Here is a 25,090-nt window from a genome sequence, read left to right as displayed (position 1 = left end):
CCGGGAAAGCCAATCCAGCTCATTCCGGCTTCGCACTTTTATCAAATGATTGCCTATACTTTTTGTATTACGGGCATATCACTGATTACCTTCCATTCTCCATCTGGTCCTTTCACCAACTGGACAAAGGTTTGGAAAATGAGCTTCTTTCCGGTGAAAGTAGCTTTCACTACCGCATTCTTTCCAATCACTTCAATCTCTTCAATCTTCACTTTTCGGCTATCTCCTCCCAGCTTTCCTTCTTTCATCATGGCCAAATAGCTTGATTTGTTGATCACCGATACCTCTGGAGCTCCAAAGAGTTGATTGGCAACTGTTCGAAATTCTTTGTGCATGATTTTGTCCATGCTATTTACGTCCTGTTTATCTGCACTTTTGACAAATTCCTTTACGGCTGCATGAATTTTTTCTGAGTCATTCTCGCTAAGTACAGATCCAAAAGCGAAGAATACGAAGGCAATAAAGCTTAATGAAATGATCATTCTTTTCATCGAATTTTGTTTATGGTTAAATGGTAATTTTTACAGAGGTTCGCATCATGCTATGATGCGTAAAATCATCTTCCCGGGAATAAGCCATGAGCATGTGAAATGAGCTAGCAGGAAGGAGATTTTTATGGTAGTCGTCTTGAGAAAGTTTGGGGATACGAAAGGATACTCTACTACCAGAAGCATTTTCCTCTCCACTGATTAGTTCTAGTTTTTCTCCTACTCCCAATTCAGACAGTGCCCTGTGGTCTCCCGCTTTCAGGATAAAGCGATCACTCAAGTGAACAGATTTTCCGCGGACAGCCGCCATGATAAGGTGAGTACCTGCCAGACCCTCTTCTTCATTAAAACCTACAGCCAACCAACCTTGCGAGGGTGCAGAGACTTCAAACTCCAGGTATTCTCCTTTTTCTTCCCAACTCACGAGCATCCCATTTTTTTCAACTTTTTGAAGAGGTATGTTATGGCCGGGTAGTAAGTACATACATAAACTGATTATGAATAAAGTTTCTTTCATAGTTGATATCTATATTATTGATATATCAATTATTTGGATAAATTTTTAGGCAAAGTTCTCGCAGATTTTTTTCAAGTATTTATTGAGATTTAGCACTTCTTCCTCGCTTAAGCCCTGGACACCGAATGCTCTCGCCTTTTTGGCCTTCGGGATCAGTTTTTTTACCAATGTCAGGCCTTCATCCGTCAGAAAAAGTCCATAGGCTCTGCGATCTTCTTTAGCTTCTTTGCGGTAGATCAATCCTTTGCCTTGCAGGATGTCCAGAATCCGGGTAACAGAGGCTGGCTCTTTAAAGCTTTTATCGGCAATTTCCTTTTGGCTTATCCCCTCTTCATCACTGATCCGCTTTAAGACTATCCACTGATCGCTGGTCAGGTCGACTCCTTCATCCTTGAAAAAGTTCTTCTTGTACTTTTTGAAGAGTTTATAAGCTTTTTCTAAATGAAAAAGGTAGACATCATCCAGGTTTTTGTCGTCTATTCTTGACATATATATAGTTGATACGTCAACTAATTTAACAAAGTTTCGAAACAATAAAAATTTTCACTCGAGTTAAATGGGAACTCTCACAATGACTTTGGTACCAGCAGCCTCTCCATTGGCATGGTAGAGGTCTTCAATCTCCATACTTGCCTGTCCATATTGAGCGTGGTTGATCATTTCTAATCTATCTGCCGTGATCTTCATTCCCATTGATTTATGTTGCTTTTTGGGTCTTCCTTTTAGACGAGCAGAAGCCTCCCTACCAATTCCGTTGTCCTGAATCTCACAGACCAGATATTCCTCTTCCAGAGAAATATGAATATTGATCTCTCCTTTGCCCTCCTTAGGCTGGAGTCCATGCCAGATCGCATTTTCCACAAAGGGTTGAAGCAACATTGGAGGCAACTCGAAATCATTGATGCGAACCTCCTTTTCTACATAAATATGGAATTCAAACATATCAGAGAAACGCAGGTTTTCCAGTTCCATATAAAGTTGGAGAGACTCTAATTCTTGTTTGAGGGTTATGGTTTTAGATCGACTATTACTCAGAATGAGTCGCATCAGGCGGGAGAAATTACCGAGATATTCGACTGCCTTTTCCGGCTTATTTTTGATGATGTAAAGCTGGATAGAGTTCAGGGAGTTGAAAAGGAAATGGGGATTCATTTGAGACCGCAGAGATTGCATTTCTACATCATTGATCCTCTGCTGGAAGTCTGCTTTTATCCGCTCCTGGTTTCTCACATCCTCCAATCGCCAGCGGTATACACTATAGGCAATCATCAGGATCAGTAAAGCCGCGATTATTTTAAACCATAAAGTCTCAAACCATTTGGGAACCAGGTATATATTTACGGAAACTTCTTCACTCCACTCTCCTCCAACCAGTCTGCTTTTCAGGTAGAAGGTATAGGATTTGGGAGAAAGATTGGAATAAGAGGTACTGCGAAATTCCCGAGTCAGAACCCAATCTGTATCAACCCCTTTCAATTTGTAGGCAAATTCTTTAGGATTTGAATAACCAATAGCAGAAAATGCAATCGACAGATAATCTCTCCCCTCTTCTATTTCAATCTCCTTCAAGTCAATTCTATTTCCTGCTTCATATTGAACCTGATCTGCAGCAATCACCGAAGTGATATAAGGATATGGGATATTCTTTTGTTCGATTATATTGATTGGATTGATGAGGCTAATTCCTCCATCACTCCTTGCCAAAGCCAGGCTCCCATCCTCCAGGGTGAGGATAAAATCTGATTTGGGAATTCCTCTATCCCAGGGATAATTCCAAACATTGGGATTTTTACTATGGAAGCGGCTCAAGCCATTTTCCGTTAGCATCCATAAATTGGCTTCCTGATCAAAGGATATTTGTTTGATTTCATCACTAAAAAGCCCATCACGAACCGAAAGTTTTTGGACGATGCCTTTCTCTACCTGCATTGCATCTGTTCTACCCAGGCCGGTATCTTCACTCGCTACCCAAACATCCCCGGTTGGGTCTTCACTGAAATTGCGAATATATCGGAAGGTCTTTTCAGGTGTTTTATAATGAGAAAAAACCCGAAACCTGTCTTTTTGGGTTTCATAGATTGCATAGCTCCGGGCCAGGCGAATCCAAACATTTCCCGCTCGATCCTCCAATAAATCTGTAATCCAGGTATATAGGGAAGAAGAGAATTCCGAATTCAGCTCGTTCACATAATGATGCATTTTAGTACCGGGTCGATCTTGCCTGAGCAATCCAACTCGACGGGTAGCCAGCCAAAGTCTCCCTTTCTTATCCAGTAGGGCTTTGGTAAAGCCGGGATAGCTATGATCCAGATCTACCTTAAGTTCTTTCAGGTTGCCATTTTGCAAGTTTAAGCGAAAGACTTTTTCCTCTGAAAGCAATAAAAGCTCATGATTTCTATAGCTAATGAGATCATTCCAAATGACATTTTCCAGGTCAAGGCCAGATCCAGACATTCTGATCCTTTGCCAGCTCCTTTTATTTGTGTCAAAAATATAGCAGGTCCTGTTTTTGCCAAATAGCATCGCGATACGGCCATTCCCTATTTTTTTGAATACCTGGGGATTTCCCTGTACACCTGCAGGCAGATTGTAGTCTTCGGATATTTGCTTTATTGGATCAAAAATAGCGCTTACCCTGGAAGAATTTAGCCAAATTCTTCCTTGAGAATCTATCAATCGAATGCCGTAGTATTTGCCCTGCCTGGGTATATCTTCCCACTTATTAATAAGCTGCTCTTTATGTGGATCAAAATAGACCAGGCCCTGAACGTAGGTCAATTGTAAAAATCCATCTGGATGTTCATTGATTTCTACGATGTAATTCAATGTATTATCTGGTCCGAGGTCCAACGGGTGCACAGTCTTTTTTTCAATATCAAACATGAAGCCCTCCGAGTGAGTTCCTATCAGGATTTTTCCTCCTATTTGCAGAAAATCTGTGGAAGATTTCATCAAGTAATTCGCCTGGGGGTCTTCACTCTTCAGAAATTGCCACTGAAATTCTTTGCTACTTTTTCGAAAGCTCACTATTCCCTGAGGAGTAGATAACCACAGCAAGTCGGGGTCCCTGGTATCTTCTTTTATTTCTTTAAAAGAATTGATTCGACTTTCATTTACATTGGGATAAAGGTTTTGGAGAGAATCTATTTCGGGAACCTCAAAATAGAAGTTTTCGAAATCATCACTTTCTGCCCGATATCTACTCAAGCCATGGTTGAAACAGCCAGCCCAAATATCTCCTTCAGAGTCTTTGTACACATGCCGCACGATATTATCAGCCAGACTATTTGGATTTTCATACACAGCCTGATAATGCTTGCTCTTTTCGGTAGCAGGATCAAATCGAGTTAGCCCCATAGCCGTCGCCAACCAAAGCAGTTTATTTTCTTCATCTACCAGGATGTGATAAACAATTTTATGGGTTAAGGTGGAGTCTGTTTTTGAACGACTAAAAACTCGGGCTCGACTCCCATCAATTCTCAGCAGGCCATTATTGGTAGCCATCCAGATAAAGCCATTCCAATCTTCCTTGATGTCATAATATCCGCCAATTTTATGACCAAACACCTCGGTAATAGGACTTACATAGCCTTCTTCAGCAGGGTGCTGAGCAAAAACTGAATAGCAGCCTAGCTGCAGAAAAAAAATGGTGCAGAATATGTTGAAGGTTTCTTTCACAGGCTGCCTTTGCAGATTATCCTCCTGAAAAGAATTATAGCTTTTCCAGGTGTTGGCTTTTCTTATTTAAAGGTAGTCAATTTCGAAGAAAATCAACTTTGCTTCATCGAGAAGTCCCAATCAGTCAAATATTTTATGAATATGCGGCTGATGTTTCTGGCATCATCTATTCCTCTGTGATGTCTGCCCTCAAGCTTCATTCCTTCCAGATCAAGAGCCCGGGCCATGCCACATGCTTTATGCAAAGCCTTTATTTTGGCGTATTGATGTTTGACACTAATATGCGGTTCAAGCCAACTCCTATCGAGCTCATGGAGTTTGCAATCTTTCCCAAACTGAGTTTTATCATAAAAGCCCCAGGAGCATAAGAAATAGGAATTTTCATTTAGCCCTATCCACTCCCAAAAAGAAGCTATTACTTCCGGAAAGTTTTTGGCCGAATCAATTTCAGCCTGTGTAATGCTGGTCAATTCCTTACAAAAGTCTGAGAGAATGGGATGTATCTTAGGCTTAATAAATTCCGCAAATTCTCCGAGTTTTTCTCCCTCTTCATTGATAGCGATGGCACCGATCTCAATGATTTCATTTATTTGACCTTTCTCTTTTTTCTTCCAGCAGCTCGCTTCCAGGTCTAGAATTATGTATTTCATGGTTTATATGTATTTCTTCTTTGATGCTAAATTTAATTTGGCGGGTTTCGATCTTTGATCAAGCATGCTTTCGCTATCTCAGCATATTTGCATCCGATATCAATCAGCCGTTTATACTTGCTATTTAGGTTGAGAGGTAATCTTGAACTTTCTCCTAATTTTTCTTTAGTACCCAGGTAGTCATGGCCCTTAGGTTTTGCACATTGGTTGTCTTGATTCTTTCGATTAGCTCAGCATTTAGTTTCTGTGTGTAATCCAATAGTTGTTGTTCACTCACCGCATAACGCTCACTTTCATCCGGCAGAAAATATCTGCCATTCCCCAAATCCTTGTATTTCCCTTCAAATCCTATATCTGAAGCCAATCTTGCAAAAAATATAGCCCCCCGTTTTAGCACTCTCCACAGTTCGAGCATCATACGCTCAAAGTGCGCATGATCATTGGCAAAATGAAGGACCGCATTGCAGATGATCCAATCAAAACTTTCATCCTTAAAAGGAAGTTGACTCAATTCGGCAGTTTCGAATCTCTTTTCAGGATAGCCCGGAGAAATAAGTTTTGCCATTTCTCGAATCCCCTCAATTGCCAAGGGATTTTGGTCCACTCCATAAAGCTCAAAGCCCTCTTTTAGAAAGAAGTAAGAATTTCGACCGCCTCCACAACCTGCATCCAGAATCTTATGGTTCTTTTGTATCCTCCCTTTCAATAATTGGTCGAAAAGGTAAATATCGATGTTTCCAAAATCTTTTTGCAGGTTCATGTATAATTTCAGTTTGAAGGGCAATAAGGGAAGGTTTTCACCATATGGGAAATTATCTTATCGTATCTCTCTTTCTGAGTTTTTGGATATTCCAGGTAGAGGGTTTTGAAGATCTTATTTTCCAGGTAGGTTCTTCGGTAAAAGATTTTCTCTCCTACATAGCCACTCAAAATAAAAAAATCATCTGCAATCCGTTGATAGCTAAGCTCTCTTTTTCGATCCCTGAAATCACCAGCCTCCAGGCTAAATTCCATGTGCTCTTTCAGACTCATTCCCAAACTATGTCCTCCATAGCTAAGTAATAAACTCTCTCCCCAATGAGATAAGAACCTCAAACCATCTCCATTTTCAGGTGGCCGTTGTGCTTCAAAGATTTGAAATGGAACTTCCAGGCAAAACCCAAAACGCTCATTGTGATAAGTCCTGTACTTTTTCGGGCTCTGGCTTTGAAGATGGACAGAAGTTAATATGAATAAAAATAGGGCTGCGAAGGCTTTTATTTTCATGTGTTTTCCTTTAGGGTAATGTATATGAAAATTTGCTTGCCAGCTCAGTTATAAAGGGCCGACACATTGCAACATCTTCCTCAGATAGATTTTCTTTCCATCTGTTTACCCTGACTGAATGATCTTTGGTAGAATAAGCTTGAGAGGTTACCGCTTCTACGAACTTATCATTGTTTTTGTTTTGAATCCTTTCTGCCCATGAGTTGATTTCTGAATTAGCACTATCTACATCTACTCCAATCTCTTCACAAATATTCAGAGCAAAATTCATGGGCTCAGACAACATGTCCTCGAAACGCTTGATTTTGGCAATGTCCTTTAGGTGCTCAAAGCCAAAGCGATTGATATAGGCCCAATGATAGGCACATTTCTTTATCAGGCTTTCATCCATCCATGCTTCCCAATCATGGGGACGAGGATGATGCCCCCAATTTTTAGAAATTCCGACTTTGAGGGAAGCTATGGTATCGAGGGGGTGTCTGAGCTGCCAGTAAATCTGAAGGTTTTCAGGAAAAAGTTCGAAAAGCTTCTCGACCGAAATGGATAAGCCTTTGTCAGGAGCATGAAATTTGCTCCTTCGTGGAACTTTGATAGCTATTGGGCTGCTTTGGTCCAAAGCAGATAGTTCATCAAAGTCAGGTTCGCTAAGGTATTGGTACATGGGAAGGTGGTCGAAAAATTCTCCAAAAATGGAGGTACCGCTCCTTCCACAACCGAGGATCAGGACATGCCTGGGATGTGAACTCATACTTTCTAAGTTAGCAGAAAATTTAGCGAATATTCGCCTACCAACTCATCTTCATGATGCGATTTTTTCCAGCTAACCAGGCAGCTTTACCCGAATCAGCAATGCGGATCGTGTAGAAGCCTTCATCATTGAGATTTACCCAACTCTCTCCGGCATCCATTGAATAGGAAATACCAGGGCTCCCAACGGCTAGAATGCCTTTACCGGAACTCCCGGGAACATATTGCACACAGGAACGAAATCCTGGTGTATCTCCATTGCTCACAAGGCGCCAGGTTTTCCCTCCATCATTTGTTATCGCTTTGGTTTTTTGTTGGGCATCCTGTTTTTCCCAGTCTCCTCCAAAAATGATCCCATTTTTTTCATCTAAAAAATCAACGGAAAAAATTCCCGTCATTTGACCGCCCTGAATGATGGGGGTGTCGTAGACCTCCCAGCTTCGCCCTTTATCAGCACTGTGAATAATCCGAGCTTTTGCGCCTCCGGTTGCCAGCCAGACATGATCTCCCCGGAGAGCAATATTCGTATTACTGGCAGCAAAGCCTGCCTCTCCTTCTGCTGCCTGAGGAAGGCTTTCACAGCTAACCTTCTTCCAGGTCTTGCCTCCATCTCGGGTAATGATTACAGACAAACAAGACTCAGTAGGATCACCAACCGCTATACCTTCCATTTTATCCCAAAATTTCAGCGAATTATAATAGGTGCCGGGAAGTTCCTCCTTATATACCTCTTCCCAACTTTGGCCTTTGTTTTCTGAACGTAGTAAATAGGCAGGGCTTCCTGTGCTAAGCAAAAAAACTGCCTCCTCTGTAATGGCGATTGCACGAAATTCCAGGGGTTTGTCTCCTATTTTGATACTATCCTGGGTCCAGCTATTTCCTCCATCCTCTGTATATCCAAACATACCCTCCCCAGCCGCGAACCACATATTGAGTTCATCGACCACTTCTATGGCACGTACACTGGCATTGATAGGGAAAGTATCAAAGGTGGGTGTCTTTATTTGAAAGCTTTTTTCAAGCGAAGTTTCCTTACAAGAAAAAACTAAACTTAGTAGTAGTAAAAGCGAGATTCGAATGCACATATGTGAGCTTGAGCTTTACAAGGCGAGTTTTATTTTAACTCGCAATATCTGGCTTGCAGATCGTATTTACAAAACTTGTCAAAGCAAGCTTTGTTTTTAGCTTTAAAGAGAAAGCCCCACTCTTTCGAATGGGGCTCGTAATTAAGCTATATGGGAGAAAAATTCTTATGATGAAAAAGCACATCATTGCGATGGAAGTGAAACAATCTCTTTGACTTCAAACAGCTATTATAGAGATTGCTTCGTCTATCATACAGCTTCGCAATAATAGCGGCTGTTGAAAAGAATTGAACAGAAAGGATTATTAGTGAAAATTCACTTTCAATTCTCCCTTTCCACTTCCTTGCCCTTCATTCCTAGTCGTTTATTCGTATTATCTTAGTCTCCTGCCCTCCTTGATAAAGAACTGCAGAATCAACTTTACCTGCATCTGATTTTTTGAATTCCACTGCTGCCTCAAATGCTTTGACGAAGAATTTGGTCTCCGTTTCTGGAAAAAGCTGAAATTTAGCTTGACCAGTAGCCTGCGTCATCAGATTACCATCTTCCAAAGTCACCACTAAATTAAACCCTTTTTGTATCTCGTAGGTTCCAACATACTGCCTAAGGATACTTTCTGCTACTTCAATTTCCCTTTTTGTTACAATTTCTTTGGAAACCCTTTTTCCTTTGGAGGAATTGATTCGATCTTCAAAGTAAACCGTTGCGGGCTCACCATTAGCATCATAGGTAAATCTATAGCTGGCAGTACTCTGGTTAAAAAACCAGCTTTCTTTACTTGTGGGATAAATTTCAGAGCGATTCCCATTTCTAACACTATAGAGTTGGCCGTCTTCAAAAATAATATTCCTCTTGACTCCATTTTCATACTCATACATCCCTACGAGTTTTTGCATATCTGCTTCCTTCATTTTCATCGCCTTTTCTTTTGAGGGATAAGGCTTACCTATGGCAAGAGCAGCCATACGAGTAGAAACCTCGCTGGGATCATTGCAATTACAATTGGAAAAAACAGCTACATATACATCTTCCTCTGGCAAGTAGATTCCATTGGTTAAATAACCAAATATGCCTCCTCCATGCTCAACAGTTGTACTACCAAAGATTTCATTATTTCCCCAACCGTATCCATAGTTAGTGGGATCGCCATTGTTGAGTTTGGTATTTGTATAGGCCAAGTCCAGGCTTTCTTTTTTGATAAGTTTACCTACTTTGAGAGCTATTTGCCATTTGTTAAGGTCCTCAACAGTAGACATAATCGAACCTGCAGCATAGGGAATAGTCAAACTCAAATACTCCGCATTGACGTAATCCTCTCCATTTCTTTGATACCCTTTCGCTCGATTTTTGATGATTTTCGGCATACTTCCATAGTAGCTATTTTCCATACCCAAAGGCTGGAAGATTTTCTGATCTATAAATTCTGCATAAGTCATCCCGGAAACCTTCTCAATGATGTATCCGAGCAAAAAGTAACCGGAATTGTTATAGTTCCAGGCATCTCCCGGAGCAAATTCCATGGGTTTAAATTTGAACTCGCTGATCAAATCTTCGGGACTATAGTCTTTCCTCCAGACATCAGAAAAAGCCTCCATATTGGTATAGCTTTTTATACCGGAAGTGTGATTGAGTAAATGGTGGATTGTGATCTTATGTCCATGGGTAGGATAATCGGGGATGAATTTTGTGATTTCATCATCGATCGAAAGTTTCCCTTCTTCCATCAACATCAGGATGCTAACTGAAGTAAATTGCTTGGTAACAGATCCAATCTCAAATACATTACCGGGCTTCATTTTAACCCCTAATTCCAAGTCCGCCATCCCTACTGCATTTTGATAAATGATCTTTCCATTTTTTGCTACCAGGGCAGTTGCTCCCGGGCCTTCAGCAGGAAAGGCCTCCTTGAGAAGTGCGTCATATTCTGCACTTCCATTTTGGGCATAGGCGATGAAAAGAGAAGAACAGAAGATAAGACTTAATACTGCTCTAAATAAGACGGTAGTAATCTGCATGTGTGGTAATGTTTTTATTTAATATAAGTAAGCCTGAATTCAATATGAATTCAGGCTTAGTTTTTCTAGACAGCTTTTGCATAATACATACCTCTGCCGATCAATCCTTCAGGATCGTGCTCAACAGAAAGTCCAGCAAGAGCAAATGCTTCTTTCATTTTGTTTATGCTTAACAGAATCAGCTCATGTCTTTCCTCAAAATGCCGAACCCCTTCTTTGGTTGTTCCAATGAGGTAGTGGAAATTGAGAACAGAATGCCTGTCTTCTGTTTCACTTTTATTCATCCGACAAATCTTCACTCCTTCACTCTCATAGGTCAGCATATGGACCTTTCCTTCATACCAATTCTCCGGAGTGACCCAGGGCTCAACGATCAGCAAGCCTTCCTCCGATAAATGACTCCTGAAGCTTTTCAAAGTTGCAACGAGCTCTTCAAAATCTTTTACATAGCCTATTGAGCTAAACAAACAGAGGATCACATCGAATGTTTGCTCCAACTCAAATTCCCGCATATCTCCGATATAATATTCTCCATCCGGTATCTTTCGTTTGGCTATTTTGATGAATCCGGGATTGATGTCTAGGCCAGTGATGGAGAATTTATCTCCCAGGTATTTATGGTGCTCTGCGGTTCCGCAAGCGACATCAAGTACTTTTTGGGCTGCTGGTTTTCTACGATGGATAAGTTGTGCTATTTCTTCTGACTCTTTCTGATAGTCCTTAAAACTATAGATAAGGTCATACATTTCTGAACTTTCTACGAACATAAAATAAATAATAATACAATACAGGGAGTCGATTTAGATAGACCCTGTGCGTGATGCTATTCTGTGCTAAATGATTGAGGTGTGATCCTATGTACGCCGAAAATCTAATAGGGTTTAGGGATGGGCTTCCAGCCAGTTCTTTGCTTCATTTGTATACCAGAAGGAAGAAAAGTTATCAGCCTCTAGAATTGACTTATAATGGGTCCTGGCCTTCTCTACTTCTCCTTTCATATCAAAATAACCTCCCATATACACATTGGCATAAGGATTAGCCTTGTCTTTATGCAAAATCATCTTCCCGATTTTCTCCAATTGTTCATCAAACTTGTCAAATCCTCCCAGCTCTAAATGAAAATCAAGGGTTTTGAGAAAGGATAGATTGTGGAGCAATGTCAGGTCCGCATAGCTTTCCACCTCCGGGTACATATCAAATACTTTGCTCAGGATATCGACACTTCTTTGAAAATGCTCCACTTCATAGCGAGCGAGAAAACTTTCTGCGACTGCCTGGGCCAGCAATTTATCCCGGTAAAAGTCGCTACTCTTTTCCATTGAAAGTTTTTCCAGACTAGAAGCATCCTCCAAAAGATTCATCTCTCCTTTATCCAAAACAAAATTCTTCAAAAAGCTTTGGGCAAAAAGAGAATAAGACAAGTCCCCATAAATGAGTCGAGCTGGATCACTCATGAGGTTATTGTTGGCCGCCATAATCAAAGAAAGCTTCCGTTTGGGAAGCTTGATATACAGACTGGAAAAATGATCGTATTGGCCATAGCCCCAGTAGATTTCTTCATCCAGCATCTTGCTCTTAAATATCCCTTTGGCATAAGGCAGATGAGGAGATAAAGGTCGAAATAGCTCAGACTTTGCATGAGCCGAAATCAGGCTATTCTCATTGAGTGCTTTGTCAAACCTAGCCATATCCCTTAAGGTCGATAACAGGCCAGCTGAACTAGAGAAGCCATACTCAAATCTTCCTGCTTGAATCTCCCCTTCCCATGCGTAAGGCTTCGCAACTTTGAGCTTTTTTTCTTTTACATAGGCTTCGGACAAATGAGGAATGCTGTTTTCCATTCTTAAATGATTCAGAATTCTCTCCTGAAAGACATCCTCATAGCTCTTTCCTGATGCTTTTTCGATAACGGCTGTTAGGGCTCCAAAGCGATAACTATAATAAAATTGCTCGCCAGGATTTCCCTGTGAGGTATGAGAAAGTACGTGTGCAATGCTGATATCCTCAGAAAATGGATGTTCATCCAGGTACATATTTATGGGATCATCCAGAGAGAGTTTGCCTTCCTCAGCCAATTGATGAATAAGGGAGGCAGAGAATATTTTGGTTAATGAGGCCATAGGAATTGCCGTCTCAGCGTCCATCGCGATATCCTTTTCTACATCTGCTAAACCCAAATATTCTTCTGTGATGATTTCTCCATCTTCTATGACAATCGCTGCCATTCCGGGGATGTGAAAATATTGCTGAAGTTCTTTGATCTCTTTAGAAAACTGTTCGCTTTGCTGTCCGGAGACTTTTTGCATTTGTGTGCAGGAAAGACTGGATATAATAAAGAGAAAGATAGCCTGTATGACTTGTTTCATTCTGTGTTTGATGTCTAGTTTTCGTGATAGTGCTTCGAAGTGTCTCTTTGTTATAAAGACTAATAGATTTAGGAAAGGTTGTAGAGAAGAAGAAGAATCCTGGTATAAGGGATCATGCTCTCTCCTTATGAGAAGCATTATAAAGGCAATAAATTAGACTCGATTATTTGAGATATTTATCAATCAAGCGTATCCCCATGGAACTTCCGGGAGGAGGGGCATTATCTTTTACCATATTCCCATTTTTATCATAAATGAGATAACGAGGGATGGTAGTTACGCGAAAGTTGCTGACGATAGCAGAGGAATATAAATCGGGAACGACAAAGCTGTTCTTATCAAGCTGAAGTCTTTGATTAGCTCTTGCCCATGAATGAAGGGATTCATCCAGTGAAATATAAAGGAAGACAATGTCTTCATCCATATAGGCTTCTTTGACTGGGGCTGCCATCCGAAAGTCCTGCATACAGGGGCCGCACCAGCTTGCCCAAAAATCAACATAAACAACTTTCCCTTTGAATCCGGCAATCACATCCTGAAAGTCTTTAACAACTGAATCAGGTCGCATAATCTCCCAATTATTTTCCAGGGCAACTTTTCTTTCCTCCACTTTAGGCAGGAGAAAAGAGGTAGCAAAGATCATAAGGGAAATGAGAAAGAATCCTAAGGCTGGTCTAATAATCATATACTACTTGCGATTTTTTCAATCCGTGTTCAATATACGAAATATAGGGGCAAAGGGATCTGCTAACAGGATTCTTCCATTCTCATTTGAATTTTCCTTTCTTTTTCTGAACATTTGGAGGAAGGATTATGAATCTGCAAATCTTCCATCCCAAAATAAATGAAGCCATCTTTTTTGATGCGCATGTTCTGATTTGGATTAAATCTGGAAGAGGGATCATTGAAGTTGATTTCAAGAACTATACAGATTTTGAGAATAAACTCATCTTTCTTTCCCCGGGGCAATGGATAAAATTTCTTCCTGGAGAATATGAAGTTGCCAAACTGGATTTCCCCCAAAATTCTGTTTCTCAATCCCGAGAATTCAGGGTACTCTTCAAACATCTGATCTCCTTGGGATACATTGACTTTGAACAGGAAAATTCAGAGATATTGCAAAACCTGCTGGGAGGTGATCCCTTCAATATCCTGGATCTTTCAACCGAACAATGGTACTGGCAAAATCCATTTAATGCAAAAAGAGAAGAGTACTCCATCATATTTGATGTAAAGGATATTGTCGATGAGCACTTTCATGAACATCTCAAGATCGATCAAATCCTGAGTTCTATCCCTACTGATCGATACCAGCTTCATCGAATCTTTAAATCCCGCCTGGGACTCAGCCTAAAAAACCTCAGTCAAAACAAACTTCTGCTGGAAAGTCAGAAGGATGTAGCCTTTACAGATAAACCCATTAAAGAAATTGCTTATGACATGGGTTTTAGAGATCCCGCCTATTTCAATCGCTTCTTTAAACAAAAAACCCAACTCAGTCCGGGAGAATTTCGCCAGCATTTCTCCCCCGATCAAAGAGATCACTTCATAGAAGATTTATTAGAACTCATCAGAAACCATCACAAGGAACAACATCTTACCGCCTTTTATGCTGACAAACAGGCGATCAGCATCAAGGCTTTATCCCGTAAGGTAAAAGAGAAGCTCAATATGAGCGTGGGTCAATTGATCCGTACAGAATTGATCAGAAGCGCCAAATTGATGTTGATGGAGTTGCCGGTAAAAGAAGTAGCCTATGCCCTGGGATTTGAAGAAGCCAATCATTTCTCTTCTTTCTTCAAAAAATATGCGGGCATGCCCCCCACTGCCTTTCAACAAAAAAAGTCCAAGTATTAGCGAATTTCTTGTAGCTGTTTGCCTCCCTCAAAGGCCGAGATTTGTAAGGTAATTATTTAACAAGACCTTTAAATCAAATACAGATGCAAGTTGTAAACCTCTTATCAGAACTCGACGGAATGGTGGCTCAGGGCCAAATCGTCGAAGCCGTAGAAAAATTCTTTGGCAATACCGTAAAGACACATGAAGTAGACGGAAGCAAAACCCAAAACAAAGCAGAAATGATTGAGAAAATGACGGGATTTGTCAACTCAATCGCTGCTGTAAAAGGAATCAAACATATCAACTCCGTGAGTGGAGAAGATGTATCCATGTCTGAATTTCACTTCAATTTTGAAATGAAAGATGGAAGCGAAGTTGATTGGCATGAGATCATTCGCCGAAACTGGAAAGACGGCAAAGTGGTCGAAGAACAATATTTCCAACATTAATCACCCTTAATTTTTCAAATAATGAATGTTTATAAAAGCATTATCCTGGGAATCGCTTTGATTCTCGCTAGCAGCCTTAGCATACAGGCGCAGGATTACAAAACACAGTACAATGTTGATGACAGTAAAATAGCCTTAGCAGGTTATAGTCCGGTTTCCTATGTAGACCTGGGATTGGCACAGAGAGGTTCCAAGAACTTCAAAAGTGAGCATGATGGCATCGCTTATTATTTCACTAGTGCTGACCAAAAGACAAGTTTTGACAAGAATCCTGGAAACTATCTCCCAGAGTTTGGAGGTTGGTGCGCGACTGGAATCGGAGTAGGAGCCAAATTCAGAACAGATCCCAATAAATTCCTGGTTCAGGATGGGAAATTGTATCTCTTTCTCTATAGCATGGAAGTAGATGCATTGGAACTATGGAAAAATGATGAAGCCAAACTTAAGGCTTCAGCAAACAAGAATTGGAAAAAGCTCCAATCCACTCATTAAGTCAACAATCCTTGTTTAGCGGGAGTTTCTTATAAGAAGCTCCCGCTTCTTTATTTTACTCAACTAGCCAGAAGGTCCCGATTACTAATAATCTCCTACCAGAGAATCATCTACCCAAACAGATATGAAGTCGAGTTCATAGATTTGAGACATACAATAAACAAACACATAAAACACAGATTATGAAGTCCGATGGAAAAAAATTGATGGCCGTTTTTGCCCACCCTGATGATGAATCTTTGATGATGGGGGGCGCACTAGCAAAATATGCAGCTGAAGGAGTAGAGACTTATCTTCTGATGGCAACTCGTGGGGAAAGGGGCAGATTTGGAGTAAATGGCGGAAAGCCTGGCATTGACATCGTAGGAAAAGTTCGTGAACAAGAACTCAGGAATGCAGCCCGGGAATTGCAGATGACAGAAGTTTCCTTCCTCAATTATCTGGATGGTGATCTGGATAAAAGCGATCCTCAGGAAATCATCTCGCGTATTGCTATGCATATCCGCAGGCTTCAACCTCAAGTAGTTGTTACTTTCGGGCCGGATGGAGCTTATGGGCATCCGGATCATGTAGCCATTTCACAATTCACAACAGCTGCAATACAGAAAGCCGCTGATCCAACTTTCCTGACAGCTGCTTATCGCCCACATACGGTTTCCAAATTATACTACCTGGCATGGACTCAGAAAAAATGGGATTTATACCAGGAGAGTTTGAAAAAATTGACCTCTCGGGTAGATGAAGAAATACGGGAAGTTAGCGCTTTTCCAGCATGGTACATCAGCACCTATATAGATGCCCGTGCATACTGGAAGCAGACCTGGAATGCCATACAATGTCATCGGACACAAATGGAGATGTACGATGAAAATATCATCAGCCAAAGTGATCATATGTCATTATGGGGCGAACAACAATTCTATAGGGTTTTCTCTACCGTAAATGGAGGCAGAGCAAAAGAAAATGATTTATTCGAAGGCATAGAAGTGATGTCTGCCCTTCAAGCTCCGAGTGAACAGCAACTAAAATCAGTGAGTTAAGTACAGAGTCGAATGTAGCATATCAAGAAAGCCCGCCCTATGAGGGCGGGCTTATTTTTTATTGAGCTTCTGCAAATGTTTTGAAGTCCTGCATAAATTTGAAGGACTGTTTTTTGAATGCACCCGGCAGAAAAAAAGCCATCAATTTCATAAAGCCCCGGAATTTGAAATCAACATGGGAAATCCATTTGGTTTGCCTCCCTCCTACCTTTTCAAAGTGATTGCTGACTTCATTCCAGACCGTAGGAGTTTCGTAAGTAGCGGTGAACTCCCTGGGCATATCTCTTTTGGTAATTGTCTCTACCATTTCGACTTCACGCTTGCCCATTTTGTAAAACAACTTTGACTTGGCTCCAATCTCTCCTGCAGTTCCACTCATATGGGTCATACTCACAAAGCCCTCTTGCCAGTGCTTCATGTTGTCGGGATTGTCGAAAAGTTCAATCACCTGGTCTCGGGATCGGTCGATTAGAATTTCTAGTGTGTATTTCATGTGGTGTATGCTTTGGTTTAAAATAAGGATAACTAATATACTAAAAATATTAAAATAAATACAAATAAAATTAGTATTGCCAATTTTTTTATCAACTGGGGCAGATTACCATCTGTCCCAACCACAAAACATCTGCTTATTCTTTTGTATAGCTAAATTTGGCTTCCTCAGCTCCATCGTCCCCTCCAATCAGTACATACACATTGATTTCTTTATCGCTGATTTTTTCAAAGGTAAGCCCACTGAAATAGAGCTTGTCTTTTTCAGCCTTGACCAAGGGAAAATCAACGGTTTCATCTTTCTCTTCCCAACCTTTCAGGTTGCCATGGAAATGCTTGAGTCTCATGTGAATGGTTTCTCCTTCTTGTGTAAGGGTCATCAATTCGTAAAAACCAACTTCTCCATTTACGACCAATTTGAAACTTCCCATCATAGAGCCCCCAGAAGCATGGGTCCAGACTTCTTCGACAGTTCCACCAAAGGCTTTTCCTTTCCAGGAGCCGGCTATCCAGTCATAGTCCAATAAATTGGCAGGAGGGGAACTCATCCCTTCTTCAAGCTGGAGGGTGTTGGCATTTTGGGAAAATGCAGGAAAGAAAAGGAGGGAGAATCCAAGGATAAATAGAATCTTTTTCATAAGTGTTTGTTTCCTCAATAATACTCAAAGTCCCACAAACAATTGTGATTTAATTTTCCAATCCTCGCCAATTTTAGACCAGGCTGCAGCATATTTTCCGGATGCCAGAATCTCATCCGGATTTGTTTTGAGGTAGCCTTTCCATTCTCCTTCTTCCCAGGCCATCTGTGTCTGCCTATTCTCCTTCAATTCATAGGGCATACGTACAAAAACGATATCCGGAGTCTTTTCATAAACAGCTGCGAGATAAGCTTTTACTTCCTCACTTCCTGCCAAAAGGGTTCCTGCACCCGTACTAATCAGGATGTCCTTTACCCAAAAGGAAGAAATTGCCTCAAGATCCCCTTTTTGAATGGCTTCATTAGAAGCTTTTCGCAGATTCAGGATTTCTTTTTCTGTATTCGAAAGGGCAGATAGTTCCCTTTCTGCCGACTGACAGGAAATCAAAGAGAGAGAGATGAGAAAAATATTGATATAAACATTCATGTTCCAAAGATGCGGATATATTTTCAGGACTCAATTCAGGTTAAAGGTTCCACCTATGCCTTTGGAGCGAAGCAAGGCTTTTACTTCCTCTAGAAACTCGGGTCCTTTTAAGAAAGGATGCTCCTGAAATATTTTCTGATAGGCGGGCATTCCTTCTTTTTCCAGGTCTTTGGTTTTCTGCGGGACAAGGGCCTCAATCCGATTTACCCTTTCTTGCTCAAATAAAAGCTTATCAGGATTGACATAGCCTTTCTTTATAAAACCCATCGTCTTCTTCGCACACCGACAGGGATTCTTTCTGTTGATTAAGCCACATTGGCCATCCATAAAGGTATAAAGTTGTTTGCGAGCCCGATGAAGTTTTATGCGAAAGTTTGCTCGGCTGATTTCCATGATCTCACCTCCCAGCCTATCGGGAAACTCAAATAACTCACCCAAAATATAGATCATCCTCTGTTCCGGTTTGAGACAAAGCAACATGGCCTTCATACAGCCCATTTTGGCCTCTTTCACCAACAATTTCTCCTCTACCTCAAACGTGTAATCGCTCAACTTTTCATCCCGGATTCCATTTAGACCTGCTGCAAAATCTTCAAAAGCCAGGGTATTTTGCTCATATTTATCTCTTTTGGTGTTAAGGAAGTAATTTTTGAGCATCCGATATAGCCAGGTCCGAAATTGGCTCTCTTGTTTGAAGGTCGATAGTTTGGTAATCATTCGGATCAGGACTTCCTGGGTAATATCAGCTGCAGCTTCCGGATTATCTGCCATATTCCAGGCAATATTATAGACCCATGCCTGGTGTTTTTTGATGAGCTTTTCCAGCGCGATTTGGTCTCCTTCCAAACTGGCAGCTATCAATTCCTGATCCGATTCCTGTATGTTGGCTTCGTAAAATTTCATATGTCTGAAAGTGAAAATCAGGGGCAGCCTATTCTCTGCCCCCGAAGGATAACTTAATTTTCAAGAATTGATTTCAAGCTCCGCAATTCCTCCTCTAATTGAGACTTTTGCTTGGCCAGAAATTTATCCAAAGCATCTGGAGGTAAAGGAGGAGCTATAAGGGTAAAACTAAAGACTGATTCTCTTCCATGCTTATTTCCACTAACCCGGGACCAGGAATAATTCTTTGTACCATCCGGCATCTCTATAATGGTATCGATTACTCCTAACTCTTTATTCAGGACAGTTTCCATAGCTACTTTCAATTCTCCCTGAGAAGTAACAATAATGGCTGAGCTATTATCTGCCTCCTTGAAGAAGTCGGTCCATTCAGGTAAGTTCTTCCCATTGGCTACATAATCAAAAACTTCATCAGGATGAGCCTTTATCCCGATGCTTACAATTTCGAAGTTCTTTTGCTGTACTTGTTCCATATCTGATTTTTTAGGATTTGGAACTTAGACACTGCTTGGGAGGGAGTGTTACAGTGGAAAGGGAATTTTTATTCTTCTTCTTTAGGTTTGTATTTATCTGCCAGCTTTTTAGGTGCTACGGTACGGTAAGCTGTCGTCAGGGCATCTTGGAAGAGATCCTCCCTCACAGTTTTCAAATTCACTTTCGTCCAACCCTTTTTCCCCCATGCACCGGGAAGCGGAAAAATGGAATCATCATAATCCACAAAGACCGATTGGTCGATATCGTTAAGCTTAAGTACCACATGCATATCTTTTTCATCCATGGTGGCAAAAATCTTCTTTCGGATACGAAAGGAAGTTTTTTCAAAATGGCCTTCCTCTTTTACTTCCTCAAATCTTATTGCCATGTTTCGTACCTGTTCAGGACTTAGCATATACTTCTGTTAAAGAGTGAATAAATGCCTGGGTATCTTTATCATTTCTCAGGATGATGGCCTTTTGGTCAGCTCGTAGATTGGCCAGTTTCTTCATTATGCCCGGCTTGCGACTTTTGTTATAGTTTGCGACGTATTGGACAAATGGCCAGTCAATTTGCTCCGGGCAATCATCGGGCATATCGGGTCGATTTTTATTCCTATGCATCCAAAATCGCTTAAGTACCCGCCAAACCTTGAGCCAGGAGGGATAATCCATAAAAATCACGGTATCTGCCCGTTCCAATCGGATATCCATCGTTCCTCCATAGTTCCCATCCAGTATCCAACTTTCTTTCTCTGCTAATTCCTCCACTTTTTTACTCCACCACTTCTTATCAGGCTCTTGCCAATTGGATTGCCAAAAGACTTTATCCAAATGGGTTAAAGGAAGTCTCGTAATTTCTTCCATTTTCATGGCCAACGTACTTTTTCCTGCTCCTCCCGAACCGATGATCATCACCCTTTTCATCTTAGGCTTTCATAAATTTCAGCATCTCATCGGCAATCTCTTCAGCCACTTCTTCTTGTAGAAAGTGTCCACAATTTGGGATAGAACTCATTTCCGATTGAGGGAGAATTTCTTTCACCCGAGCCATAGTTTGAGCTACATCTGGCAGAATACGATCATTTTCTCCATAGATCAATCGGACTGGATGTTTGAGTTCGGGAAGTTTTTGAGCAATCTCTTTGAATCCTTTTGGGCTCATCCGCTGAATCGCTTTCAATAAAACTTTTCGATCCTTCCGATCTACAAATGGTTCCTGATAAGGCTTCAGAACTTCAGGCGTTAATTTTTCTTTCTGCTGCACCCCAAAGCGCATTGAAAATCGAATCCCTGCAGGTCCTGCTAGCCAGGTATTGACCAAAGGCATGACCGTTGCCAAGCCAAATAGCTTGACCATCCAGGACATTTCCGGAAATACCAGGGTATTGAGCAGGACCAACTTTTGCAGTCGCTCCTGATTTCTAACTGCCCAAAGCATCCCGATTGGTCCGCCTAAATCATGAACCGTAAGGCTGATTTTGTCAATAGAGAGCGCTTCAAGAAATCCATCAATATGCCTGAGATAGTAATTGAAACTAAAGGAATCTTCTATCCTTTTATCTGACAAACCAAAACCGGGAAGATCCAGGGCAATAACTCGATTATTCTCCGACAGTTTCGGCATAAGATCCCGATACAACCAGGAAGAGGTTGGCCATCCATGTAACAGTAGAAGGACTTCTCCTTCGCCTGCTTCCAGATAGTGGAGATTCAGGTCTTTTACCTGGACAAATTTGGACTCAATTCCGGAAGGCAAGAGTTTCATTTTAATAAGTTATGGTATATATCGAAATTTTCTTGATCAAAACAGACAAAAATCACCTTTTCAAGGGATTCTGTTTGATAATTGGACACCGATTCGATCGCTACTTTTGCAGCGGCCTCTTTAGGATAGCGATAGATGCCTGTACTTATGTTGGGAAAAGCCAGGCTCTTCAAAGCATGTTCTTCCGCAAGTTGCAAGGAATTGATGTAACAATTACCAAGCTTGTCAGATTCTGCCTTTTTTCCCCCCTGCCACACTGGACCTACCGTATGAATGACAAATTGAGCCGGAAGATTTCCTGCTGTAGTAATTACAGCTTCTCCTGGCTTACAGCCGCCTTGTCTTTGACGAATTTTGATGCAATCATCCAGAATCGCTTTTCCCCCCTTTCTATGAATAGCTCCATCCACTCCACCGCCTCCGATAAGCGAGGTATTTGCCGCGTTCACAATGGCATCAACCACAATGGTGGTAATATCAGCTTTGATACATTCAATTTTCATGTTTGTGCTAATTAATAAAATAAAAATAGGAAAAGAGTCCCATGGCCTCATTCCTTGAGCGCTATTTTCATTTCATTGAGATGGGCCGGGAGCATTCTACAACAGCCGCCTATTATGTCGGCACCTGCCTCTATCCAGGTACTGGCCCAGGAAGCACAAGTCTTGAGATTACTTTTTCCTGACCAGGTCTTATCTTCCGGATGGTAGAGTTCTCCCGAATTAGGATATACGATGATCTGCTTTTTTGTTTGGGATTTTTTGAGTTCCTGTATGAGAGAGAGAACATATTGGGGTGGGCTACAATTTACTCCTATAGCAAATATTTCCTCGAAACTCTCCAATGCCTCTGCACATGTCAGGAGTTTTTGCCCTTCATTTGTCCTTTCCCCATCCTGACAAGAAAAAGATATCCAGGCCGCCTTCCTGTACTCCTGCATAAGTTCGGCTAGAACTAATGCCTCCTCCAGGGAAGGCAGGGTTTCACAAGCAAATATATCCGCTTCTGTCTCCATCATAGCTTCTACTCTTTCTCGATGGAAGCTTGTTAAGTCTTTTCGACTAATTCCATAATTTCCTCTATACTCGGAACCATCTGCCAAATAAGCTCCATAGGGTCCCAAGCTTGCTGCTATCCAAATGTCTGTATTCTGTTTCTGGAGAAAGGTATCCCGGGCCTCTACAGCCAATTGAACAGAGAGCTGTAAAAGCTTATTGGCTTCCCGTCTGTCTATTCCTATTTCTTTAAATCCGGGGAGAGAAGCCTGATAAGAAGCGGTTGTAATTATCTGAGCCCCTGCATGCAGATGTTCCAAATGGGCTTCAAAAATGGCCTGTGGATTTTCTTTCAGAAGAAAAGCAGACCAGAGCGGATGATCCAGATTGTGGCCTTTGCTTTCTAGCAGGCTGGCGAGACCCGCGTCGAGGAGGAGGGGGGATGGGAGGGATATTTGCAAAATATTGGAGATGTGTTGTAGTGTTGTAGTGTTGTAGTGTTGTAGTGTTGTAGTGTTGTAGTGTTGTAGTGTTGTAGTGCCTAACTTAACCTCTCCAACTAAAACACTACAACACTATAACACCTCTTTATTATCCTTCCACCTTCTCTACTTTCTGCAAAGCGACGGCATTCATACAATAGCGCAATCCTCCTTCTCCGGGACCGTCAGGAAAGACATGTCCTAAATGAGCTTCACAGGTATTGCAGGTGGTTTCGATTCGGTACATGCCGTGGGTAAAATCTGCGTGATAGGCAACGGCATTCTCTTTTAGCGGTTGGGTAAACGAGGGCCATCCCGTACCCGATTCAAATTTCTCTGCCGAATCGAAGAGTTCCGTTTCACAACAAACACAGGCATAAATACCAGGTTCAAAAAGGCCACACATCTCCGAACTGAACGCACGTTCTGTTCCCTTCAATCGAGTAATGGTATACTGATCAGGGGTCAATTGTGCTTTCCATTCCTCCTCGCTCTTTCTCACGGTTCTGTCTGGAGTGGGATTGCCTTTTTTAGCAAAACGAATTACATCGGTCCATTTAAGCATATTTATCAATTGATTTAGTGTACATCTTTTGGGCAAAGCTACTTATTGAGCATTTACCAATCGTTTAAAAAGTCTCTTTGTAAAGCGGACATATTCGCCCTTATTCTTATCAAATCCGATCCATTGGTAGGAATTCCCATAGGGACATAAAGGAGCACCTTCACTACTTCCCTTCCTCAATTCATATTGATCAGGAGCATGATTATAGGTTTCTACACTTATCTTTCTCATCTCAACTTCTTTTCCTATAATATAATACAAGGGTCAGGAAATTGTTGTCGGATAGCTGATACTTTGCCCCTACTATTTCTTGAGTAAAGGCTGCAGATCTGTCCAGACAATGCGGTGTATACTTGCCTGACCTCCTCCTGGCATATCATCGAGGGTTGTCTCTACGATTTCGCCTCCCAAACGCTTATAAAAGCGGGTAGCGCCCTCATTTTTCTCCAGCACCCAAAGGTAGTAATTGGAATCAGGATTTCTTTGATGCACCCATGCAGCTGATTGTCTCATGAGCTCAGCACCTATCCCCTTTCCTTTCCAATCGCCAAAGATGTGAAGATTATCCAATAAGGCTCCCCATTTAGGATCTTTGTCTGCATAGGCACAGGCAAATCCGCAGAGAATATTTTCATCAAAAGCCAGAATGATATGCTGATTTTCCCGAGGTTCGTTCAGGCGTTTATCCCAAACTTTCATTCGATCATTGCGGACCTCCTGATCCAAATACTGATCATTCAAAATCCCCTTATAATTCTGCTGCCAGCTCAATGCATGCAATTGAGCTATACGACGAGCATCCTCTTTGGTGGCGGTTCTGTAAGTGATCATAGTATAGATATCCTCTGTATCTGGCGCTTGATAAGCCAGATAAATCAGCAATTCCTAATTTGCTCATTTCGGCTCTTTCGTGCAAGTGATTAGCCGAGAGAAGGTGCTAATACAAAGAGAGGTTTTGAAATTATCGTAATATATTTTACTTTTATCGTAAAATAATTTACGCTATTATCGAGACCCTTATGAAAAAGTCTCTGCCAAACTTTCTTTATTACAGCTCCAATTTAGGCATGGGGTTCTTTGGCCTAGTCATTCCCTATGTCTTATTCATTGCTCTCCTTGCTTTCACAGGACAATTACCTGAGAATTTTACTGCTTTTTTTGAGGTTCCGGTACAGCTTGAGAATCCTTCTTCTTACTATAAACCCCATAGCCTGGATGAAAACTTTCAGGTTCAGTACATAGAAGTCAAAAAAGCAAATCTGGAGATCCTGGTAAAGGAGAGAAGCTGGTCTCAAAGTCTGGGGTATATACATGCCGGCATATATTTGAGTTTCTATTTTTTTATCCTATTTTTTCTCGGTAAAATCTTCAAAAGTTTTAAAGATGGGGAGTCTTTTTCGTCTAAAAACCCAGCTCGTATTAGAAAAATAGGGTTCCTGGCCGTTAGTCTGGGTTTTTATGAATACCTGATCATACTATTCTCTTGTGTCTATTTTCATGACAAATTTGAGTTAATAAATGGAACAACAATAGCCTATCCCTCTCTATGGGAAATCAAATACAGTGCTGTATTTATGGGGTTAATATTTCTCGCTCTGGCTGAGGTTTTCAATAAAGGAAAAGAATTACAGGAACTCGAATCGCAAACGGTATAAA

The 25,090-nt window shown here is 41.2% G+C and carries 31 protein-coding genes; 5 read left to right on the top strand and 26 right to left on the bottom strand.

The genetic code is table 11. The features are described 5' to 3' along the window. Positions 1-53: 53 nt before the first annotated feature. The 13 genes from R8P61_07825 to R8P61_07765 all read right to left on the bottom strand — a co-directional run bounded on the left by R8P61_07825 (position 54) and on the right by R8P61_07765 (position 13,497). Positions 54-491 (bottom strand): nuclear transport factor 2 family protein, encoded by a 438-nt coding sequence (locus R8P61_07825; protein ID MDW3646954.1) that lies wholly within the window; start codon positions 489-491, stop codon positions 54-56. 16 nt (positions 492-507) lie between these two features. After that, positions 508-1,005, bottom strand: coding sequence for a DOMON domain-containing protein (locus R8P61_07820; protein MDW3646953.1), 498 nt, complete (start codon positions 1,003-1,005; stop codon positions 508-510). A 45-nt stretch (positions 1,006-1,050) separates the two neighbouring features. After that, on the bottom strand, positions 1,051-1,494 hold the full coding sequence (locus R8P61_07815) for a MarR family transcriptional regulator (GenBank protein ID MDW3646952.1): 444 nt from the start codon (positions 1,492-1,494) through the stop codon (positions 1,051-1,053). 63 nt (positions 1,495-1,557) lie between these two features. Then, positions 1,558-4,683: a histidine kinase gene (locus tag R8P61_07810; protein MDW3646951.1), complete on the bottom strand. Its 3,126-nt coding sequence runs from the start codon at positions 4,681-4,683 to the stop codon at positions 1,558-1,560. Between the two features lie 92 nt (positions 4,684-4,775). Beyond that, positions 4,776-5,333 carry a 3'-5' exonuclease gene (locus R8P61_07805; protein MDW3646950.1) on the bottom strand — a complete coding sequence of 186 codons (558 nt, stop codon included), beginning with the start codon at positions 5,331-5,333 and terminating at the stop codon, positions 4,776-4,778. A gap of 154 nt (positions 5,334-5,487) precedes the next feature. After that, entirely contained in the window at positions 5,488-6,093 is a 606-nt protein-coding gene (locus R8P61_07800) for a class I SAM-dependent methyltransferase (protein MDW3646949.1), read from the bottom strand. Positions 6,094-6,101: 8 nt separating this feature from the next. Continuing rightward, entirely contained in the window at positions 6,102-6,599 is a 498-nt protein-coding gene (locus R8P61_07795) for a hypothetical protein (protein MDW3646948.1), read from the bottom strand. Between the two features lie 10 nt (positions 6,600-6,609). Continuing rightward, positions 6,610-7,347: a sulfotransferase domain-containing protein gene (locus R8P61_07790; GenBank protein MDW3646947.1), complete on the bottom strand. Its 738-nt coding sequence runs from the start codon at positions 7,345-7,347 to the stop codon at positions 6,610-6,612. A 37-nt stretch (positions 7,348-7,384) separates the two neighbouring features. Continuing rightward, positions 7,385-8,431 carry a YCF48-related protein gene (locus R8P61_07785; protein MDW3646946.1) on the bottom strand — a complete coding sequence of 349 codons (1,047 nt, stop codon included), beginning with the start codon at positions 8,429-8,431 and terminating at the stop codon, positions 7,385-7,387. A 356-nt stretch (positions 8,432-8,787) separates the two neighbouring features. Then, the gene (locus tag R8P61_07780) at positions 8,788-10,446 is read right to left on the bottom strand and encodes a serine hydrolase (GenBank protein MDW3646945.1); all 1,659 of its coding nucleotides are present in this window, start codon (positions 10,444-10,446) and stop codon (positions 8,788-8,790) included. Between the two features lie 65 nt (positions 10,447-10,511). After that, positions 10,512-11,213 (bottom strand): class I SAM-dependent methyltransferase, encoded by a 702-nt coding sequence (locus R8P61_07775; protein ID MDW3646944.1) that lies wholly within the window; start codon positions 11,211-11,213, stop codon positions 10,512-10,514. Between the two features lie 114 nt (positions 11,214-11,327). Then, on the bottom strand, positions 11,328-12,812 hold the full coding sequence (locus tag R8P61_07770; protein ID MDW3646943.1) for a serine hydrolase domain-containing protein: 1,485 nt from the start codon (positions 12,810-12,812) through the stop codon (positions 11,328-11,330). A gap of 163 nt (positions 12,813-12,975) precedes the next feature. Beyond that, a complete protein-coding gene (locus tag R8P61_07765) occupies positions 12,976-13,497 on the bottom strand; it encodes a TlpA disulfide reductase family protein (protein ID MDW3646942.1) in 522 nt (173 codons plus the stop codon). Between the two features lie 128 nt (positions 13,498-13,625). Here R8P61_07765 and R8P61_07760 point away from each other — a divergent pair, with 128 nt between their 5' ends. The 4 genes from R8P61_07760 to R8P61_07745 all read left to right on the top strand — a co-directional run bounded on the left by R8P61_07760 (position 13,626) and on the right by R8P61_07745 (position 16,632). Continuing rightward, positions 13,626-14,669, top strand: a complete 1,044-nt coding sequence (locus R8P61_07760; protein MDW3646941.1) for an AraC family transcriptional regulator — start codon at positions 13,626-13,628, stop codon at positions 14,667-14,669. 83 nt (positions 14,670-14,752) lie between these two features. Further along, a complete protein-coding gene (locus tag R8P61_07755) occupies positions 14,753-15,100 on the top strand; it encodes a hypothetical protein (protein MDW3646940.1) in 348 nt (115 codons plus the stop codon). Between the two features lie 21 nt (positions 15,101-15,121). After that, positions 15,122-15,592 (top strand): YHS domain-containing (seleno)protein, encoded by a 471-nt coding sequence (locus R8P61_07750; protein ID MDW3646939.1) that lies wholly within the window; start codon positions 15,122-15,124, stop codon positions 15,590-15,592. Between the two features lie 182 nt (positions 15,593-15,774). Continuing rightward, entirely contained in the window at positions 15,775-16,632 is an 858-nt protein-coding gene (locus R8P61_07745; GenBank protein MDW3646938.1) for a PIG-L deacetylase family protein, read from the top strand. 58 nt (positions 16,633-16,690) lie between these two features. On the opposite strand, the gene R8P61_07740 is transcribed toward R8P61_07745, so the two are convergent. The 13 genes from R8P61_07740 to R8P61_07680 form a co-directional block, all read right to left on the bottom strand. After that, on the bottom strand, positions 16,691-17,125 hold the full coding sequence (locus tag R8P61_07740; GenBank protein ID MDW3646937.1) for an SRPBCC family protein: 435 nt from the start codon (positions 17,123-17,125) through the stop codon (positions 16,691-16,693). A gap of 136 nt (positions 17,126-17,261) precedes the next feature. After that, entirely contained in the window at positions 17,262-17,762 is a 501-nt protein-coding gene (locus R8P61_07735) for a DUF6265 family protein (GenBank protein MDW3646936.1), read from the bottom strand. A gap of 24 nt (positions 17,763-17,786) precedes the next feature. Further along, a complete protein-coding gene (locus R8P61_07730; protein MDW3646935.1) occupies positions 17,787-18,248 on the bottom strand; it encodes a nuclear transport factor 2 family protein in 462 nt (153 codons plus the stop codon). A gap of 30 nt (positions 18,249-18,278) precedes the next feature. After that, entirely contained in the window at positions 18,279-19,151 is an 873-nt protein-coding gene (locus R8P61_07725; GenBank protein MDW3646934.1) for an RNA polymerase sigma factor, read from the bottom strand. A 53-nt stretch (positions 19,152-19,204) separates the two neighbouring features. After that, positions 19,205-19,624 carry an SRPBCC family protein gene (locus tag R8P61_07720; protein MDW3646933.1) on the bottom strand — a complete coding sequence of 140 codons (420 nt, stop codon included), beginning with the start codon at positions 19,622-19,624 and terminating at the stop codon, positions 19,205-19,207. A gap of 68 nt (positions 19,625-19,692) precedes the next feature. Continuing rightward, positions 19,693-20,013, bottom strand: a complete 321-nt coding sequence (locus R8P61_07715) for an MmcQ/YjbR family DNA-binding protein (protein MDW3646932.1) — start codon at positions 20,011-20,013, stop codon at positions 19,693-19,695. 13 nt (positions 20,014-20,026) lie between these two features. Next, positions 20,027-20,551, bottom strand: coding sequence for a DNA topology modulation protein (locus tag R8P61_07710; protein ID MDW3646931.1), 525 nt, complete (start codon positions 20,549-20,551; stop codon positions 20,027-20,029). A 1-nt stretch (position 20,552) separates the two neighbouring features. Further along, a complete protein-coding gene (locus tag R8P61_07705; protein MDW3646930.1) occupies positions 20,553-21,392 on the bottom strand; it encodes an alpha/beta fold hydrolase in 840 nt (279 codons plus the stop codon). After that, positions 21,389-21,895, bottom strand: a complete 507-nt coding sequence (locus tag R8P61_07700; protein ID MDW3646929.1) for an O-acetyl-ADP-ribose deacetylase — start codon at positions 21,893-21,895, stop codon at positions 21,389-21,391. The genes R8P61_07705 and R8P61_07700 overlap by 4 nt, the downstream gene beginning before the upstream one ends. Positions 21,896-21,942: 47 nt before the next feature. After that, the gene (gene mmuM / locus R8P61_07695) at positions 21,943-22,848 is read right to left on the bottom strand and encodes a homocysteine S-methyltransferase (GenBank protein ID MDW3646928.1); all 906 of its coding nucleotides are present in this window, start codon (positions 22,846-22,848) and stop codon (positions 21,943-21,945) included. 130 nt (positions 22,849-22,978) lie between these two features. Next, positions 22,979-23,434 carry a peptide-methionine (R)-S-oxide reductase MsrB gene (gene msrB, locus R8P61_07690; GenBank protein ID MDW3646927.1) on the bottom strand — a complete coding sequence of 152 codons (456 nt, stop codon included), beginning with the start codon at positions 23,432-23,434 and terminating at the stop codon, positions 22,979-22,981. A 42-nt stretch (positions 23,435-23,476) separates the two neighbouring features. Then, entirely contained in the window at positions 23,477-23,665 is a 189-nt protein-coding gene (locus R8P61_07685) for a hypothetical protein (GenBank protein ID MDW3646926.1), read from the bottom strand. A gap of 72 nt (positions 23,666-23,737) precedes the next feature. Then, a complete protein-coding gene (locus R8P61_07680; GenBank protein MDW3646925.1) occupies positions 23,738-24,265 on the bottom strand; it encodes a GNAT family N-acetyltransferase in 528 nt (175 codons plus the stop codon). Positions 24,266-24,453: 188 nt separating this feature from the next. On the opposite strand from R8P61_07680, the gene R8P61_07675 reads away from it, so the two are divergent. Continuing rightward, positions 24,454-25,089, top strand: coding sequence for a DUF2975 domain-containing protein (locus R8P61_07675; GenBank protein ID MDW3646924.1), 636 nt, complete (start codon positions 24,454-24,456; stop codon positions 25,087-25,089). Position 25,090: the final 1 nt, after the last annotated feature.

Source organism: Bacteroidia bacterium (assembly GCA_033391075.1).
Lineage (GTDB): Bacteria > Bacteroidota > Bacteroidia > J057 > J057 > JAWPMV01.
This window is presented reverse-complemented; position numbering and strand designations above follow the sequence as displayed.